18 protein-coding genes are annotated in these 17,444 nt (G+C 71.5%); 10 read left to right on the forward strand and 8 right to left on the reverse strand.

Annotated elements, in window-relative coordinates; genetic code table 11:
- Positions 1-164: 164 nt before the first annotated feature.
- Positions 165-1,616, reverse strand: a complete 1,452-nt coding sequence (locus ACFY1L_RS25635; protein WP_388828691.1) for an MFS transporter — start codon at positions 1,614-1,616, stop codon at positions 165-167.
- Positions 1,617-1,775: 159 nt separating this feature from the next.
- Between ACFY1L_RS25635 and ACFY1L_RS25640 the strand changes: the two genes are divergently transcribed.
- Positions 1,776-2,327 carry a MarR family winged helix-turn-helix transcriptional regulator gene (locus tag ACFY1L_RS25640; RefSeq protein WP_388828694.1) on the forward strand — a complete coding sequence of 184 codons (552 nt, stop codon included), beginning with the start codon at positions 1,776-1,778 and terminating at the stop codon, positions 2,325-2,327.
- Positions 2,328-2,333: 6 nt separating this feature from the next.
- On the opposite strand, the gene ACFY1L_RS25645 is transcribed toward ACFY1L_RS25640, so the two are convergent.
- A complete protein-coding gene (locus ACFY1L_RS25645; RefSeq protein WP_388828697.1) occupies positions 2,334-3,239 on the reverse strand; it encodes an SDR family oxidoreductase in 906 nt (301 codons plus the stop codon).
- Between the two features lies 1 nt (position 3,240).
- Positions 3,241-3,999 (reverse strand): SDR family oxidoreductase, encoded by a 759-nt coding sequence (locus ACFY1L_RS25650; RefSeq protein WP_388828700.1) that lies wholly within the window; start codon positions 3,997-3,999, stop codon positions 3,241-3,243.
- 100 nt (positions 4,000-4,099) lie between these two features.
- Between ACFY1L_RS25650 and ACFY1L_RS25655 the strand changes: the two genes are divergently transcribed.
- The 5 genes from ACFY1L_RS25655 to ACFY1L_RS25675 are packed head-to-tail and all read left to right on the forward strand — an operon-like array spanning position 4,100 to position 8,161.
- Complete coding sequence (locus ACFY1L_RS25655; protein ID WP_388828702.1) at positions 4,100-4,867, forward strand: enoyl-CoA hydratase family protein; 768 nt, start codon at positions 4,100-4,102, stop codon at positions 4,865-4,867.
- Positions 4,868-5,716: a CoA transferase subunit A gene (locus ACFY1L_RS25660; protein WP_388828705.1), complete on the forward strand. Its 849-nt coding sequence runs from the start codon at positions 4,868-4,870 to the stop codon at positions 5,714-5,716. It begins immediately after the preceding gene.
- Positions 5,713-6,459: a CoA-transferase subunit beta gene (locus ACFY1L_RS25665; protein WP_388828708.1), complete on the forward strand. Its 747-nt coding sequence runs from the start codon at positions 5,713-5,715 to the stop codon at positions 6,457-6,459. Before ACFY1L_RS25660 ends, ACFY1L_RS25665 begins: the two co-directional genes overlap by 4 nt.
- On the forward strand, positions 6,459-7,523 hold the full coding sequence (locus tag ACFY1L_RS25670; RefSeq protein ID WP_388829846.1) for an NAD(P)H-dependent flavin oxidoreductase: 1,065 nt from the start codon (positions 6,459-6,461) through the stop codon (positions 7,521-7,523). Before ACFY1L_RS25665 ends, ACFY1L_RS25670 begins: the two co-directional genes overlap by 1 nt.
- Positions 7,520-8,161: an SIMPL domain-containing protein gene (locus ACFY1L_RS25675; protein WP_388828711.1), complete on the forward strand. Its 642-nt coding sequence runs from the start codon at positions 7,520-7,522 to the stop codon at positions 8,159-8,161. Before ACFY1L_RS25670 ends, ACFY1L_RS25675 begins: the two co-directional genes overlap by 4 nt.
- 27 nt (positions 8,162-8,188) lie before the next feature.
- Here the strand turns inward: ACFY1L_RS25675 and ACFY1L_RS25680 are convergent, their stop codons facing one another.
- The 3 genes from ACFY1L_RS25680 to ACFY1L_RS25690 are packed head-to-tail and all read right to left on the reverse strand — an operon-like array spanning position 8,189 to position 10,791.
- Positions 8,189-9,346 carry an acetyl-CoA C-acetyltransferase gene (locus ACFY1L_RS25680; protein WP_388828714.1) on the reverse strand — a complete coding sequence of 386 codons (1,158 nt, stop codon included), beginning with the start codon at positions 9,344-9,346 and terminating at the stop codon, positions 8,189-8,191.
- Between the two features lie 26 nt (positions 9,347-9,372).
- Positions 9,373-9,984 carry a TetR/AcrR family transcriptional regulator gene (locus ACFY1L_RS25685; RefSeq protein WP_388828717.1) on the reverse strand — a complete coding sequence of 204 codons (612 nt, stop codon included), beginning with the start codon at positions 9,982-9,984 and terminating at the stop codon, positions 9,373-9,375.
- A 15-nt stretch (positions 9,985-9,999) separates the two neighbouring features.
- Positions 10,000-10,791 (reverse strand): SDR family oxidoreductase, encoded by a 792-nt coding sequence (locus ACFY1L_RS25690; protein ID WP_388828720.1) that lies wholly within the window; start codon positions 10,789-10,791, stop codon positions 10,000-10,002.
- A 50-nt stretch (positions 10,792-10,841) separates the two neighbouring features.
- On the opposite strand from ACFY1L_RS25690, the gene ACFY1L_RS25695 reads away from it, so the two are divergent.
- Positions 10,842-11,981 (forward strand): acyl-CoA dehydrogenase family protein, encoded by a 1,140-nt coding sequence (locus ACFY1L_RS25695; protein ID WP_388828723.1) that lies wholly within the window; start codon positions 10,842-10,844, stop codon positions 11,979-11,981.
- Positions 11,981-12,961, forward strand: a complete 981-nt coding sequence (locus ACFY1L_RS25700) for an acyl-CoA dehydrogenase family protein (RefSeq protein ID WP_388828726.1) — start codon at positions 11,981-11,983, stop codon at positions 12,959-12,961. The genes ACFY1L_RS25695 and ACFY1L_RS25700 overlap by 1 nt, the downstream gene beginning before the upstream one ends.
- Here the strand turns inward: ACFY1L_RS25700 and ACFY1L_RS25705 are convergent.
- Both ACFY1L_RS25705 and ACFY1L_RS25710 read right to left on the reverse strand, forming a co-directional pair.
- Entirely contained in the window at positions 12,952-14,601 is a 1,650-nt protein-coding gene (locus tag ACFY1L_RS25705; protein ID WP_388828729.1) for a cytochrome bc complex cytochrome b subunit, read from the reverse strand. The two genes, ACFY1L_RS25700 and ACFY1L_RS25705, sit on opposite strands and share 10 nt — an antisense overlap.
- An 85-nt stretch (positions 14,602-14,686) precedes the next feature.
- Positions 14,687-15,409: a vWA domain-containing protein gene (locus tag ACFY1L_RS25710; protein WP_388828732.1), complete on the reverse strand. Its 723-nt coding sequence runs from the start codon at positions 15,407-15,409 to the stop codon at positions 14,687-14,689.
- Between the two features lie 135 nt (positions 15,410-15,544).
- On the opposite strand from ACFY1L_RS25710, the gene ACFY1L_RS25715 reads away from it, so the two are divergent.
- Positions 15,545-16,456, forward strand: a complete 912-nt coding sequence (locus tag ACFY1L_RS25715) for a rhomboid family intramembrane serine protease (RefSeq protein ID WP_388828734.1) — start codon at positions 15,545-15,547, stop codon at positions 16,454-16,456.
- Between the two features lie 47 nt (positions 16,457-16,503).
- Positions 16,504-17,442, forward strand: a complete 939-nt coding sequence (locus tag ACFY1L_RS25720) for a chitosanase (RefSeq protein ID WP_388828737.1) — start codon at positions 16,504-16,506, stop codon at positions 17,440-17,442.
- Positions 17,443-17,444: the final 2 nt, after the last annotated feature.

Genomic DNA, 17,444 nt, shown 5'->3' on the forward strand with positions numbered 1-17,444 from the left:
CGTGGGGGGGGGGGGGTGTGGGGGGGGGGGGGGGGGGGGGGGGGGGGGGGGGGGGGGGGGGGGGCGGGGGGGGGGGGGGCGGGGGGGGGGGGGGGGGGGGGGGGGGGGGGGGGGCCCGGGCCCCCCCCCGCCCCCCCCGCTTCGGCCCTGAACGGGCCTCGTCCTCAATCGCCGGACAGGTCGGTTGGTGCCACCGACCGGCGCGGCAAGGCCCCGCACAGCGCCGCGCACACCACGAACCCGCCCGTCACCCAAGGCATCGCCGCAGCCAGCGCATCGGTCAGCCCCGACCCCGCATGGTCGAAGAACACGGTCCCGACGACCGCCGCCCCCACCGCTCCCCCGAACTGCTGAGCCGTGGAGAAGATCCCGGACGCGCCGCCCGCCAGCTCGCCCGGCACGGCGGACAGCACCACGTTCACCAGCGGCACCACCAGGAAGCCCAGCCCGGCACCGGCGATCACCAGGCCCGGCACCAGCGGCCACGCCCCGGTGTGCTCGGCGGGTGCGTCGGCCACCGCCGCCCACACCCAGCCGAAGCCGCCCGCCATCATCAGCGCACCGGTCCCGAGCACCAGCCGCCCGAACCGCACCGCGAGCCCGTCCGCGGCAGGCGCCGTAAGGAATCCGCCGACCGAGAAGGCCACGGTCACCACACCGGCCTGCATCGGCGTGTACCCCTCGCTCCCCTGCAGCCAGATCGCGAAGACCAGGAAGAACCCCTGCATGCTCACGGAGAACAGCAGCTGCACCAGCACCCCCACCGAGAACGCCGGCAACCGGAACGCCCCGGCCGGCAGCAGCGGCACCGTCCCCGCCCCACGCCGCCGCCCCGCCTCGAACACCCCGAGCCCGACGACGGCGCAGACACCCGCGGCCAGGCAGGCCCAGCCCCACACCGGCCACCCGTTCTCCCGCCCCTGCACGAGCGGCAGCACGATCGCCACCAGCCCGCCCGCGAGCACCAGGCTCCCCCACGCGTCCGGCCGCCCGGCCGCCCGCTCCTTGGTCGACGGCACCAGCACCAGCCCCGCCGCCAGCGTCCCCACCGCCACCGGCACGTTGACCAGGAACACCGACCGCCAGCCCCACCCGAACAGATCGGCATCGGTCAGCAGCCCGCCGAGCAGCAGCCCCACCGCCGAGGCGAACCCGGCGACGGCCCCGTACATCCCGAAGGCGGCCCCGCGCTCCTTGCCCCGGAACAGCGTGCGGAACGATCCGAGCACCTGCGGCATCAGCACCGCCGCCATCACCCCCTGCACGGCGCGCGCGGCGATCAACTGCCCAGGAGACTGGGCGAGTCCGCACCCGAGACTCGCCAGTCCGAACCCCGCGGTCCCGGCGAGGAACAGGCCCCGGCGCCCGAAGCGGTCCCCGAGGTGCCCGGCCACGATCAGTGTGGCGGCGAAGCCCAGCAGGTAGGCGGAGACCAGCCACTGCAGCGCGGTGTGCGAGGCGTGCAGGTCGCGGCCGATGGACGGGATCGCGACGTTCACGATCGTCACGTCCAGCAGGTCCATCAGCGCCGCGATCATCATCACGACGGCGGCCGCCCAGCGGCGCGGATGCGGGTCCGCCGCGGTGGGCGGGGATGCGGCAAGGGTCGTCGACATGAGGTCTCCCGTTGGCTCGGATTCGCCGGTTCCGGATTCGTCGGCCCGGATTCGTCGGCCCGGATTTATTTCGTTCGGCCTAACGAAAGACTTGCATCAGCCCGCCCCTGATCGCAAGTAGTTAGTTCGACCGAACGAAATATTTGCTAGGCTGACCCCATGAGCAGGAGCGAGACGGACCGGGAACCCGGGCGCGAGGCGCAGACGGCGGGTCACGGCCCGGTGCCCAACCTCGAGGCGGTCGTCCCGTGGGACGACAAGCGGCGGGCCGAAACGCTGCTGCGGCTGTTCACGGTGGGCCGGGAGCACAGCGGGATGACGGTGATGTTCCATTCCGCGGTGGCCGCCAAGCAGGGCCTGAACACCACGGAGGAGAAGGCCCTCGACCTGCTGGAGCGTTACGGCCCGCTCACCGCGAAGGACCTCTCCGAGCGCACCGGACTTGCGCCCGCGTCCGTCACCGGGCTGGTCGACCGCCTCGAGGGCAAGGGATTCGTACACCGCGTCAAGCACCCGACGGACAAGCGGCGCGTGCTCGTCGAGCTGAACCGGGAGAAGATCGCCCATCTCTTCGCGTTCTTCGAGGAGTGGGCGCGCGAAATCGCCGAGGCGTGCGAGGAGTTCAGCACGGACGAGCTGGACATCGCGATCCGCTTCCTGCAGACGATGACGGAGCAGCAGCGCAAGGCCGCCGCCCGCCTCACCGACTGAGCGCGCCTAGCCCCCGTACACCGCCCCCGGCACCTCGGCCTCCGCGAGCAGTTTCAGCGCCGCCTCTCCCGCCTCCCCCGGGCTCCACCGCGCCCCCTTGTCGGCGCTCGGTCCAGGGCGCCAGCCCGACATGACCGTGATCCGGCCGCCTTCGGCCTCGAAGACCCGCCCGGTCACGCCCGCGCTCGCGGCGGAGCCGAGCCAGACGACGAGGGGGGAGACGTTCTCGGGGGCCATCGCGTCGAAGCCGGCCGCCGGCGCCGTCATCGTCTCGGCGAAGGTGCGTTCCGTCATGCGCGTGCGGGCCGCGGGCGCGATCGCGTTGACCTGGACGCCGTAGCGGGCGAGTTCGGCCGCGGCGACGAGTGTCAGCCCGACGATGCCGGCCTTCGCGGCGCTGTAGTTACCCTGCCCGACCGACCCCAACAGCCCCGCTCCGCTGCTGGTGTTGACGATCCGGGCCACGGGTGTGCGTCCCGCCTTGGCCTCGGCCCGCCAGTGCGCGGCGGCGTGCTTCAGCGGCAGGAAGTGGCCCTTGAGGTGGACGCGCAGGACTGCGTCCCAGTCGTCCTCGTCGAGGTTGACCAGCATCCGGTCGCGCAGGAAACCGGCGTTGTTGACCAGGGTGTCGAGCCGGCCGTACGTCTCCAGGGCGGTCGCGACCAGGGACGACGCCCCTTCGGTGGTCGCGATGTCGCCGCCGTGGGCGACCGCCTCGCCGCCCGCCGCACGGATCTCGGCGACGACGGCCTCGGCCGGGCTGCCGGCCCCGGGCACCCCGTCAAGACCGACACCCAGGTCGTTCACGACGACCCGCGCGCCCTCCGCCGCGAACGCGCGCGCGTGTGCGCGCCCGAGCCCGCGGCCGGCACCGGTGACGACGACGACCCGCCCGTCGCAGATTCCGCTCATCTCAGGCCTCCTTGTTGGCGGTTGCCGCATCCAGGAACGCCAGCCGCTCCCCTCCCCCGTGCACCAGCAGACTCGCCCCGCTGATGTACGCGGCCGCGTCGGAGGCGAGGAACACGGCGGCCGCGCCGACGTCGGCCGGCGTGGCCAGCCGGCCGAGCGGCACCGTGCGCGAGACCGCCTCGATGCCGTCCTCGCCGCCGTAGTGGAGGTGGGCCAGCTCGGTGCGGACCATGCCGACGACGAGTGTGTTGACGCGGACCTCGGGCGCCCACTCCACGGCCATCGAGCGGGCGAGGTTCTCCAGGCCCGCCTTGGCCGCCCCGTACGCCGCCGAACCGGGCGAGGGACGGCTGCCGCTGACGCTGCCGATCATCACGACGGCGCCCTTCACCCGCCTGAGGTGCTCGTACGCGGCCAGAGAAGCCGTCAGCGGAGCGAGGAGGTTCAGCTCCACGACCCGTGCATGGCGCTCGGCGTCCGCGTCGGCCAGCAGCCGGTAGGGCCCGCCGCCCGCGTTGTTGACGAGGACGTCGAGCCGGGGCAGCGCGGCGAAGAAGGCGCGCACGGCGGGCGGGTCGCGCAGGTCGAGGGGAGCGAACTCCACATCGGCAAGGGGCACTTCGGGCGGTCTGCGCGCACAGACGACGACCTCCGCGCCGGCCTCGGCGAAGGCCTTCGCGATCCCGGCACCGACGCCCCGGGTGCCTCCGGTGACGACGACGGTCCTGCCGCTCAGCTGCGGCCGGCGCAAGTTATCCACAGGCCTTCCCGCTCCGATCCGACGGCTGCTAGCTTCGAAGCCTCACACCTAACAAATGTTTGGTGGAAAGGCGTTGGTTGGAAAGGTAGCTGATGCGCTCATGGGTGTCTCCACCTCGTCCCCGGAAAACGGGCCCGAAAAAAACGGCATCGCCGTCGTCACGGTCGACTTCCCGCCGGTGAACGCGCTGCCGGTGCAGGGCTGGTTCGCCCTGGCCGACGCCGTGCGCACGGCGGGCCGCGATCCGCAGGTGCGGTGCGTGGTGCTGGCTGCCGAGGGGCGTGGGTTCAACGCGGGCGTGGACATCAAGGAGATACAGGCACAGGGCTCGAGCGCGCTGGCGGGCGCCAACCGAGGCTGCTTCGAGGCGTTCGCGGCGGTGTACGAGTGCGAGGTGCCGGTGGTGGCGGCGGTGCAGGGGTTCTGCCTGGGCGGGGGCATCGGGCTTGTGGGGAACGCGGACGTGATCGTGGCGAGCGAGGACGCCACGTTCGGCCTGCCGGAGCTGGACCGGGGCGCCCTGGGCGCGGCCACGCATCTGGCCCGGCTGGTCCCGCAGCACCTGATGCGGGCGCTGTACTACACCTCGCGCACGGCGAGCGCGGCCGAGTTGCACGCGCACGGCTCGGTGTGGCGTGTCGTGCCGCGCGAGGAACTGCAAGCGGCCGCCCTGGAGTTGGCGCGCGAGATAGCCGCCAAGGACGGCGAGCTGATCCGGCTCGCCAAGTCCGCCATCAACGGCATCGACCCCGTCGACGTACGCCGCAGCTACCGCTTCGAGCAGGGGTTCACCTACGAGGCGAGCGCGGTCGGGGTGGCCGACCGGGTCCGGGACACATTCGGCAAGGAAGGGAAGGAGGGCGCGTAGGTGAGCGACAAGACGATGACCGCCGAGGAGGCCGTCTCCCGTCTGGAGAGCGGCATGACCCTCGGCATCGGCGGCTGGGGCTCGCGCCGCAAGCCGATGGCCCTGGTCAGAGCGCTGTTACGGTCGGACGTCAGCGACCTCACGATCGTCTCGTACGGCGGCCCGGACGTCGGCATGCTCACGGCGGCCGGGCGGGTGCGGAAGCTGGTGACGGCCTTCGTCACCCTCGACTCGATCCCGCTCGAACCGCACTACCGCGCGGCACGCGAGCGCGGCGCCCTCGAGCTGACGGAGATCGACGAGGCGATGTTCATGTGGGGGCTGCACGCGGCGGCGAACCGGCTGCCGTTCCTGCCGGTGCGGGCCGGGATCGGTTCGGACGTGATGCGGGTCAACCCCGGCCTCAGGACGGTCACTTCGCCCTACGGGGACGGGGAGACGTTCGTGGCGGTGCCCGCCCTGAGGATGGACGCAGCCCTGGTGCACGTGAATCGCGCCGACCGGCTGGGCAACGGACAGTATCTGGGCCCGGACCCGTACTTCGACGACCTGTTCTGCGAGGCGGCGGACATGGCGTACGTCTCGTGCGAACGGATCGTCGACACGGCCGAGTTGACGAAGGATGCGGCACCGCAGACCTTGCTCGTCAAGCGGCACACGGTCACCGGTGTCGTCGAGGCCCCGAACGGCGCGCACTTCACGTCCTGCGCGCCGGACTACGGCAGGGACGAGGCCTTCCAGAAGCAGTACGCGTCCACGCCCTGGCCGGAGTTCGCGGCACGCTACCTCGACGGGGACGAACAGGCCTACCAGTCCGCCGTCCAGGCCTGGCAGGGGGAACAGCGATGACCAGCGCCCCACTGCTCGCACCCACTCGCGCCGAGTACTGCGTGATCGCCTGCGCCGAGGCCTGGCGCGACGCGGGTGAGATCCTGGCGAGCCCGATGGGCCTGATCCCGTCGGCGGGAGCCCGGCTGGCCCGGCTCACCTTCTCCCCGGACCTGCTGCTGACCGACGGCGAGGCGATGCTCGTCCGCCCGGACGGGACACCCGAGGGCTGGCTGCCGTACCGCCAGCACCTCGCCCTGGTCTCCAGCGGCCGACGGCACGTGATGATGGGCGCGAGCCAGATCGACCGGTTCGGCAACCAGAACATCTCGTGCATCGGCGACTGGGAGCGGCCGAAGCGGCAGCTGCTCGGGGTGCGGGGCGCGCCGGTCAACACCCTCAACAATCCCACCAGTTACTGGGTGCCCAGACACTCCCGGCGAGTCTTCGTGGAGAAGGTCGACATGGTGTGCGGAGTCGGGTACGACCACGCGGCCGCCCATCCAGACACGGCCCGCTTCCACCGCATCCCGCGCGTCGTCTCCAACCTGGGCGTTTTCGACTTCGCGACCCCCGACCATTCGATGCGGCTGGCCTCGCTGCACCCGGGGGTGACTCTCGACGAGGTGCGGGAGGCGACCGGATTCGACCTGGTCGTCCCGGACAAGGTGCGGCCGACCCGCGAACCCACCGCCGAGGAACTGCGGCTCATCCGGGAGGTCATCGATCCCGCCAACACCCGTGCCAGGGAGGTCGGTTCGTGATGGAGACGGCGCTGACCCGGCTGGTCGGAATCCGCCATCCGATCGTGCAGACGGGCATGGGCTGGGTGGCCGGCCCGCGCCTGGTCTCCGCGACGGCGAACGCGGGCGCGCTCGGCATCCTGGCCTCCGCGACCATGACCGTCGACCGGCTGCGCGAGGCGGTACGGGAGGTGAAGTCCCGTACGGACGCGCCGTTCGGGGTCAACCTCCGCGCGGACGCGGGCGACGCGCACGACCGGGTCCGCCTGATCATCGACGAGGGCGTCCGGGTCGCCTCCTTCGCCCTTGCCCCCTCGCCCGAGCTGATCGCGGAGCTGAAGGAGGCCGGCGTGGTCGTCATCCCCTCCATAGGCGCCCGGCGGCACGCCGAGAAGGTCGCGGCCTGGGGCGCGGACGCCGTGATCGTGCAGGGCGGTGAGGGTGGCGGGCACACCGGTGAGGTGGCGACGACGGTGCTGTTGCCGCAGGTGGTGGACGCGGTGGACATACCGGTCGTGGCGGCGGGCGGTTTCTTCGACGGGCGGGGGCTGGTCGCGGCGCTGGCGTACGGGGCGGCCGGGGTCGCGATGGGCACGCGGTTCCTGCTCACCTCCGACTCGACGGTGCCGGACGCGGTGAAGGCGAGATACCTGGCGGCGACGGTCAGGGACGTCACCGTCACCACGGCGGTGGACGGGCTGCCGCACCGGATGCTGCGCACGGACCTGGTGGACTCCCTGGAGCACTCCGGCCGTGCGAGGGCTCTGCTGCATGCCGTGCGCCGGGCGGCGGGGTTCCGGAAGCTGTCCGGCCTCACCTGGCGGCAGATGGTGCGCGACGGGCTCGCCCTGAAGCACGGCAAGGAGCTGTCCTGGAGCCAGGTGCTGCTCGCCGCGAACACCCCGATGCTGCTCAAGTCGGCGATGGTGGACGGTCGTACGGACCTCGGGGTGATGGCGTCCGGACAGGTCGCCGGGGTCATCGAGGACCTGCCGTCGTGCGCGGAGCTGGTGGAGCGGGTGATGGCCGAGGCCGCGGAAATCGTCGGCGCGCTGTCGGCGGGCGGTGCTTCAATGCGCGCATGACGGAGACGATCAGAGAGCCCTGGGGGCTCAGTGTGTTCGGGGCGGGCAGCGTGCGGGCCGAGCCGCAGCTGGTGCGGGTGAAGCTGACGGTGGATGTGCTGGAACCCTTGCCGGACAAGGCGTTTCAGGAGGCGGGCGCGGCGGTGGCGCGGCTGCGGGAGGTACTGCGCGGACACGGGATACCGGACGCCGCGGTGTCCGGGTCGCGGCTCAAGCTCCAGTCGGAGTACGACGGTTACGGCGGCGACCGCAAGTTCCTCGGCTACCGCTGCCAGGCCTCGTACGCCATCGAGACCCCGGCGCTCGACGACCTCCAGCAGCTGATCGTGGACGCGGTCGACGCCGGTGCGCACCGGATCGACAGCGTCGAGTTCGACGTGCACGACAAGCCGGCGCTGCGGGACGAGGCGCGCCGGAAGGCGGTGGCCGCCGCCCGCCGCAAGGCCGAGGTGTACACGCAGGCGGCGGGCGTGCCGCTCGGTCCGGTGGTGCATGTCCAGGACGTGGACTCGGAGTCGTACGAGTTCCGTCAGTACCGGGGCCACGGCGGCGGGGGCGGCAACTCGGCGGGCGATCTCGCGCCGGGCATGGTGGAGGTGTCCGCGGGCGTGGTGCTGGGCTTCTCCCTCGGACGGTGACGGGCGGCGGCTGCCGCGGTCCAGGCGTCAGATCCGTTCGATGATCGTCACGTTCGCCTGGCCGCCGCCCTCGCACATCGTCTGCAGTCCGAACCGGCCACCGGTGCGCTCCAGTTCGTGCAGCAGGGTGGTCATGAGCTTGACGCCGGTCGCGCCCAGCGGGTGGCCGAGGGCGATGGCGCCGCCGTTGACGTTGACCTTCTCGGGGTCGGCGCCGGTCTCCTTCAGCCAGGCCAGGACGACCGGCGCAAAGGCCTCGTTGATCTCGACGAGGTCGATGTCGTCGATGGTCAGGCCGGTCTTCTTCAGGGCGTGGGCGGTGGCCGGTATCGGCGCGGAGAGCATGCGGATCGGGTCCTCGCCGCGTACGGAGAGGTGGTGGACGCGTGCGCGGGGTGTCAGCCCGTGCTCGCGCACCGCCCGCTCCGAGGCCAGCAGCATCGCGGCCGCACCGTCGGAGACCTGCGAGGAGCAGGCGGCGGTGATCGTCCCACCGTCGAGGACCGGCTTGAGCCCGGCCATCTTCTCCAGGGAGGTGTCCCGGCGCGGCCCCTCGTCGACGGCGACCTCGCCGTAGGCCACGGTCTCCCGCTCGAAGCGGCCCTCGTCGATGGCTCGCAGCGCCCGCCGGTGCGACCGCAGCGCGAACTCCTCCTGGTCCTGGCGGCTGATCCCCCACTTGGCGGCGATCGTCTCGGCGCCGACGAACTGGTTCACCGGCTGGTCCCCGTACCGCGCGCGCCAGCCCTCGCTGCCGGCGAAGGGGCCGGCGGTGAATCCGAGGGACTCGGCGGCCTGGCGGGTCGCGAAGGCGATCGGGATCTGCGACATGTTCTGGACGCCTCCCGCGACCACCAGGTCCTGGGTGCCGGACAGCACGCCCTGGGCCGCGAAGTGCACCGCCTGCTGCGAGGAGCCGCACTGCCGGTCGACCGTCACGCCCGGCACCTCCTCGGGCAGCCCGGCCGCCAGCCAGCAGGTCCGCGCGATGTCCCCGGCCTGCGGCCCCACGGTGTCCAGACAGCCGAACACGACGTCCTCGACGGCGGCCGGGTCCACGCCGGAGCGCGCGACCAGCTCCTTGAGCACATGCGCGCCGAGGTCGGCCGGGTGGACCCCGCTCAGCCCGCCCCCGCGCCGCCCGACGGGCGTACGGACCGCTTCGACGATATAGGCCTCGGCCATGGCAACTCCCCAGACTCCCCGATGAGTTATGTGCGTACGGCGATCCCGTCCAGCACCATCGACAGGTACTGCCGGGCGATCTCCTCCGGGCTGTGCTGTCCGCCGGGCCGGTACCAGGACGCGGCCACCCACACGGTGTCGCGCACGAACCGGTAGGTGAGGCGGACGTCGAGGTCGGCCCGGAACACCCGGGCGGCGACCCCGCGCTCCAGCGTGGACAGCCACGCCTTCTCGAACTTGCGCTGTGACTCGGCGAGGAACGCGAACCGCTCCTGCGCGACCAGCTGCTTGCTCTCCTTCTGGTAGATCGCGACGGCGGCGCGGTGCCGGTCGATCTCCCGGAACGACTCGGTGACCAGCGCCTCCAGGGTCTCCCGCGGTCCCAGCTCGGCGTCCAGGACGGTGTCGTAGCCGCCCCAGAGCTCGTCGAGGAAGGTGCGCAGGATCTCCTCCAGCATCGATTCCTTGGAGTCGAAGTGGTAGTAGAGGCTGCCCGCGAGCATGCCCGCGTGGTCCGCGATCTTGCGTACGGTGGTGGCGTTGTAGCCCTGCTCGGCGAAGACCTCGGCGGCGGTCTCGAGGAGTTCGCGGCGGCGCGCGGGCGCGGCGGTCACCTGGGGCTTCTTCTTGGTCGGCACGGTCCCATTGTCGTCCTACGCATGCTGACTGCTGACGGAGACGACTTCTCCGGTCATGTACGAGGAGTAGCCCGACGCCAGGAACACGATCACGTTGGCAACCTCCCAGGGCTCGGCGTAGCGCCCGAAGGCCTCGCGCGCGGTCAGTTCCTCCAGCAGTTCGGGCGTCGTCACCTTCACCAGGTGCGGGTGCATGGCGAGGCTGGGCGAGACGGCGTTGACCCGCACCCCGTACTCGGCGGCCTCGATCGCCGCACACCGGGTCAGCGCCATCACGCCCGCCTTCGCGGCGGCGTAGTGCGCCTGCCCGGCCTGGGCGCGCCAGCCGACGACGGAGGCGTTGTTGACGATCACGCCGCCCCGCCCCTCCGTGTGGAAGCGCCGCAACGCCGCCCGTACGCACCGGAACGTGCCGTTCAACGTCACGTCCAGCACCTTCGACCACTGCTCGTCGCTCATGTCGACGAGATCCGAAGTGCCGCCCAGACCTGCGTTGTTGACGACTACGTCCAGCCGCCCGTGCTCCCGCACGGCCGTGTCGAAGAGCTCCCGTACCTGCGCCTCGTCGGTCACGTCGCACGCCATTGCGCCCACCGCCTGCGCGCCGAACTCGCCGGCCAGCTCGGCCTCGTACTCCTTGAGCCGCCGTATGTGCGCGTCGCTGATCAGCACGCGCGCGCCCTCCTCGAGGAAGCGCCGTGCGGTCGCGCCGCCGATGCCCGCGCCCGCCGCCGCGGTGATGACGGCGGTGCGGTCTTTCAGCAGCCCGTGACCGGGAACCGGGGCCGGAGTCTCGACCGTTGTCATGGCACCACGCTAATCTACCAAACACTTGTTAGGGAAGGAGGGCGACGACCGTGGACCTCACTCACTCCCCCGCCGACGCGGCCTTCCGGGCCGAGGCCCGGGCCTGGCTCACCGCGCATGTGCCCGCCGACCCGCTGCCGTCCCTGGAGACCGCGGAGGGCTTCGCCGCCCACCGCGCCTGGGAGGCCGAGCTGGCCGCGGACCGCTGGTCGGTCGTCAACTGGCCCACGGAGTACGGCGGGAGGGACGCGGGCCTGCTCGGCTGGCTGGCCTTCGAGGAGGAGTACTGGGCGGCGGGCGCACCCGGCCGCGTCGGCCAGAACGGGATCAGCCTGCTCGCACCGACCCTCTTCGACCACGGCACGCAGGAGCAGCGAGCGCGCGTGCTGCCGTCCATGGCGACCGGCGAGGTGGTCTGGGCGCAGGCGTGGTCGGAGCCCGAGGCCGGGTCCGACCTGGCCTCCCTCAGATCAAGGGCCGTACGCACGGACGGCGGCTGGCTGCTGAGCGGGCAGAAGACCTGGTCATCGCGGGCCGCCTTCGCCGACCGCGCCTTCGGCCTGTTCCGCAGCGACCCGGCGGCTCCGAAGCCCCACCACGGGCTGACGTACCTGATGTTCGACCTGCGCGCGCCCGGCGTCACGGTCCGTCCGACAGGCCGCCTCGACGGGAAACCGGCGTTCGCCGAACTCTTCCTGGACGAGGTGTTCGTACCGGACGAGGACGTGATCGGCGAGCCCGGCGAGGGCTGGCGGATCGCGATGTCGACGGCGGGGAACGAGCGGGGGCTGATGCTGCGCTCCCCCGGCCGTTTCCTCGCGGCGGCGGACCGGTTGCTCAACCTCTGGAAGGAGCAAGGAAGTCCACAGCACGCGCACGACCAGGTGGCCGACGCCCTGATCGGCGCCCGCGCATACCAGCTCTTCACCTACGCGGCGGCCTCCCGCTTCCTGGACGGCGACGCGATCGGCCCGGAGTCCAGCCTGAACAAGGTGTTCTGGTCGGAGTACGACATCGCACTGCACGAGACGGCGCTCGATCTGCTGGGCGGGGAGGGCGAGTTGGCGGACTCGGACTGGGCCGAGGGCTATGTCTTCTCCCTCGCCGGCCCGATCTACGCGGGCACGAACGAGATCCAGCGGGACATCATCGCCGAGCGGCTGCTCGGCCTGCCGAAGGGACGCCGCTGATGCGCTTCCTGCTCGATGCAGAACAGCGGGCGTTCGCGGACTCGTTGGGCGCGATGCTGACAGCGGCCGACACGCCTTCGGTCGTACGGGACTGGAGCCGGGGCGAGCATGCGGGCGGACGGGCGCTGTGGTCCCGTATCGCAGACGCGGGTGTGTTCGCGCTGGCGGTTCCCGAGGAGTACGGCGGGCTGGGCGCCGGGGCTGTCGAACTCGCCGTCGCCTTCGTCGAGTTGGGGCGTCATGCGGTGCCGGGGCCACTGGTGGAGACGGTTGCCGCGGCCACGGTGCTCGCCGGCCTGGACGACCCGGGCCCGGCCAAACGGCTGCTGCCCGCGCTGGCCACCGGCGAGTCGACGGCCACGCTGGCGACGGGGGCGTACGCACTGGACGCGGACGTCGCGGACGTACGCCTGACGCTGTCAGGGACGAACACCGAACTGCGCCTCGCCCCGCCACCGGACGGTGCCCGCCCCTCCCTCGACCCCGCCCGCCGCCTCTTCCCCACCCCGTCCGGCGGGGAACTCCTCGCCGCCGGCCCCCAGGTCGCCGAAGCCGCCGCCCGTGCCCTCGGCCACGCCCGTCTCGCCACCGCGGCCCAGGCCCTCGGCGTCGGCCTCGCCCTGCTCGACCGGACCGTCGCGTACGTCAGGCAGCGCAGCCAGTTCGGCGTGCCCATCGGCTCCTTCCAAGCCGTCAAGCATCAACTGGCCGACGCGAAGATCGCGTTGGAGTTCGCGCGCCCCCTGCTGTTCGGTGCCGCGCTGAGCATGGCCCCCGCCGAGGTCGCCGCCGCCAAGGTCACGGCGTGCGAGGCGGCGTACGCCACCGCCCGTACGGCGCTGCAGCTGCACGGCGCGATCGGCTACACCGCGGAGTACGACCTGTCCCTGTGGCTGACCAAGGCCCGCGCCCTGCGCACCGCATGGGGCGGGCCGCGGGAGTGCCGGGCCCTGGTCGTCGGGGGCGGTGGTCAGTGGTGATGATCGCCGCTGGTGAGCTCCTGGTACTCCTCCGCCGTCGGCTTCGGGATGTGCGACTCGGACCCGAACATGACCCGCGCCAGCCGGGCCCGCATTCGCTGTCCGGCCTTGACCGGCCGGCGCACGCCGTTCGCGTCGACGAGCGGACCGATCTCGTACGGCGGGGCCTGCTCGTGCTGGGTGAGGGTGTGCAGCTGGTCCTGCGGGAGCGGTTCGTGGACCTCGACGAACTCGCCGTGCGGCAGCCGCCTGATGGTGCCGGTCTCCCTGCCGTGCAGCACCTTGTCCCGGTCCCGGCGCTGCAGGCCCATGCAGACCCGTTTCGTGATGAGGAAGGCGGCGACCGGCGCCACGAAGACCGAGATCCGCACGAACCAGGTGATCGCGTTGATGGAGAGGTGCAGATGGGTGGCGACGATGTCGTTGCCGCCGCCGATCAGCAGCACCGCGTACAGGCTCAGCCAGGCCACACCCAGACCGGTGCGGACCGGCACGTTGCGCGGCCGGTCCAGGATGTGGTGCTCGCGTTTGTCGCCGGTGACCCAGGCCTCGACGAAGGGGTACAGGCCGAGGGCCAGCAGGATCAGCGGGAACAGCGAGAAGGGGATGAAGACGCCCAGCTCCAGGGTGTGGCCCCAGAGGTTGATCTCCCATCCCGGCATCACCCGGATCAGTCCCTCGGAGAAGCCGAGGTACCAGTCGGGCTGCGCGCCGGTGGTCACCAGGTCCGGCCGGTACGGCCCGAAGGCCCACACCGGGTTGATGCTCGCGATGCCGCCCATGATCGCCAGCACGCCGAAGACGAGGAAGAAGAAGCCGCCCGCCTTGGCCATGTAGACCGGCAGGAAGGGCATGCCGACGACGCTCTTCTGGTCCCGTCCGGGCCCCGGGTACTGGGTGTGCTTGTGGTAGAAGACCAGGATCAGATGGGCGACGACCAGGCCCAGCATGATCCCCGGCAGCAGCAGGACGTGGATCGGGAAGAGCCGCGGGATGATGTCGTGCCCCGGGAACTCCCCGCCGAAGAGGAAGAAGGACAGGTACGTCCCGACGATCGGGACGGACAGGATCGCGCCGTCGGCGAAGCGGATGCCGGTGCCGGACAGCAGGTCGTCGGGGAGCGAGTAGCCGGTCAGGCCGGTGATGATGCCGAGCATCAGCAGGGTCCAGCCGAACAGCCAGTTCAGCTCGCGCGGCTTGCGGAAGGCTCCGGTGAAGAACACCCGCATCATGTGCACCAGCATGCCGGTGACGAAGACCAGCGCCGCCCAGTGGTGGATCTGCCGGATCAGCAGCCCGCCGCGCACGTCGAAGCTGATGTCGAGCGTGGACTCGTAGGCCCGGGTCATCGGGACGCCGTTGAGCGGGACGTACGAGCCGTGGTAGATCACCTCGACGCCGCTCGGCTCGAAGAAGAGGGTGAGATAGATGCCGGTGAGGATCAGGATGAGAAAGCTGTAGAGGCAGACCTCCCCCAGCATGAAGGACCAGTGGTCCGGGAAGACCTTGCGCATATTGGCCTTGGCCAGCCCATAGAGCCCCAGCCGCCCGTCGGCCCAGTCCGCGACCTTCTCGCCCTTGCTCGGCGGCTCCCTGCGGGTGGAGCCCGCCGTCTCGTTCCCCGTTCGTGCGCCGTCCATAGGTTCGTCGCCTCCCCGTCGGATCATCCTCAGGGTGGCACGACGGGGAGGCCAAGCCAACGGTGCGGACGGCCGAGGGGGTGACTCAGGCCCGTACGATGCCCTGCGCTCGCGCGGCGACCAGCCACTTCGGGAACTCCCCGACCAGCCGGTCGTACAGCTCCGCGTCGGACACCTTGCCCGGATCGGCGCCCGCGTGGAAGAACCCGGCGTTGTCCACGGCCCGCCTGGCCGGCACCGCCAGCTCGTCCAGTTTCCGCAGGAAGTCGAACTGCTTGCTGCCCGGGTCCCCGAAGCCCACGAACTGCCAGAACAGTGGCAGCTTCGCCGCCTTGCACAGATAGCGTTCCGCGGCGAGCTTGTTGATCGGGCCGCCGTCGGTCTGGAAGACGACGAGAGCGGGGGCCGTGGAGCCGCTGTCGAGGTAGTGGTCGATGACCGCGTCCATGGCCAGGTGGTAGCTGGTCTTGCCCATGTGCCCGAGCCCGGCCACGATCTTCTCGACACGGCCCTCGTGGTCGGCCAGCGCGATGTCGGTCTCGGCGTCGACGTCGGTCGAGAAGAAGACCACCGGCACGCGTCCGTCGTCGTCGAGGTGCGCGGACAGCCCGAGCACCCGGTCGGCGAGCGCCTGCACACTGCCGTTCCGGTAGTACGGCTTCATCGAACCGGAGTAGTCGACGACGAGGTACACCGCGGCCCGCAGCCCGTCCAGCCCGTGCTTCTCGAGCGACACCCCGGCGCTCTTGTACAGGCTGACCAGCGCGGGCGCGGTCTCCTCGACCTTGCGGAGACTGATCGCGGCCATGCTCCCCCCTTCGTTCGTGCCGAGGTTACGTCACACCGGCCCCACCACTCCCACCGTGCAGAGGCATTGGCTATTTTGATCGCCGCCGTCCCCACCGGCTCGCCGCCCGTCCCACCCCCTACCGAGGAGCCGGCAGTGGAACCCGAGTCCGCCGTCACCACCTGCTACCGCCACCCCAAGGTGGAGTCGCACGTCCGCTGCACCCGCTGCGACCGCTACATCTGCCCCGACTGCATGCGCGAGGCGGCCGTCGGCCACCAGTGCCCGGAGTGTGTGAAGGAGGGCGCCCGGTCGGTACGGCAGGCACGCACCGCGTTCGGCGGCCGGATCACGACGGCGCCGCTGGTGACGTACATACTGATCGGCCTCAATGTCCTCGCCTACCTGGGCGAGCTGGTGCGGCCCTCGATCGTGGACCGGTTCGAGATGCTGGGCCGCGGGCTGATGGGGCCCGACGGCGGCCACTACGTGTGGCTGGCCAACTACCCCTCCGACTACCACCTCGAAGGTGTCGTCGGTGGTGAGTGGTACCGCCTGCTGACCGGCGCGTTCCTGCATCTGCCGCCCACCGGGGGGTCGTTCGGGATCCTGCACATCGTGATGAACATGGTGTCGCTGTGGAACATCGGCCGGGTGGTCGAGTCCCAGCTCGGCCGGATCCGCTACATCACCCTCTATCTGCTCTCGGCGTTCGGCGGCTCGGTCCTGGTCCTGCTGATCGCGCCCGACACCCCCACGCTCGGCGCGTCCGGCGCGATCTTCGGACTCGGCGCCGCGTACTACGTCATGGCCCGCCGCCTCGGCGCCGACATGAGCACCGTCAACCGTTTCGTGGCGGGCCTGCTGCTGTGGCTGCTGATCTCCGCCGGCCTCACGTCCTGGCAGGGCCACCTCGGCGGCCTGCTGGCGGGCGGTGTGGTGACCCTGGCGTACGCGTACGCTCCGCGCGACAGCCGCCGCAACCTCGTCCAGGCGGGCGCTTGCGTGGCCCTGCTGGCCCTGCTGGTGATCCTGACGATCGCGAAGGTCACGGAACTGACAGCGTGAGCGGCCTGGGAATCGCCCGGGAATGACCTGGCCGTACCCTCTCCGCTATGCAGCGTTTTTCCGGGGGCCGCCCCCCGGGCCCCCGATATGCCGGTCTCCTGCTGTTCGCCGCGGTCCCCGTCGTCGTCACGGCCACGGTGTACTTCCTCATGCCCGCGGACTCGGACGACGGCGCCGCCAAGGCTCCCAGGTCCGCGGCCGAGCAGGCCCGCCAGGACGCCAAGGCCCGGGCCGAGCAGGAGCAGGCGCAGGACGACGAGGTGATCGCCGACCTGCCGCCGGGCCTGGCCGCGCCCGCCAAGAAGGAACTGGCGCAGGAGCTCGTGGCCAGCGCCGAGAACTCGACCCTGAACTGGCGCAGCGCGTACGGCTACATCGAGGACATAGGCGACGGCCAGGGCTACACGGCCGGCACCGTCGGCTTCTGCACCGGCACCCACGACCTGCTCACCCTGGTCGAGCGCTACACCAGGGCCCACCCCGACAACGGACTGGCGAAGTACCTCCCCGCCCTGCACAAGGTCGACGGCACGGACTCGCACAAGGGCCTGGACCCCGGCTTCAGCACGGCCTGGAAGGCGGAGGCGAAGCTGCCCGCCTTCCGCAAGGCCCAGGACGCCGAGCGCGACCGGGTCTACTTCGACCCGGCCGTCCGCCTCGCCAAGCTCGACGGCCTCGGCACGCTCGGCCAGTTCGTCTACTACGACGCCATGGTCTTCCACGGCCCCGGCACCGGCCCGACCAGTTTCTACGGCCTGCGCGAGCGCGCGATGCACGAGGCGGACACCCCGTCGGAGGGCGGCTCGGAGAAGTCGTACCTCGACATCTTCCTGGACGTCCGCCGGGCGGCCATGAAGACCAAGCGCGCCGGCATCGACACCACCCGCATCGACACGGCCCAGCGGCAGTTCCTGTACGACGGGAACCTGGGGCTCAAGACACCGCTGGTGTGGAAGGTGTACGGCGAGACGTACAAGGTCGCCTGACC

It is taken from the genome of Streptomyces sp. NPDC001663, from assembly GCF_042893105.1.
Lineage (GTDB): Bacteria > Actinomycetota > Actinomycetes > Streptomycetales > Streptomycetaceae > Streptomyces.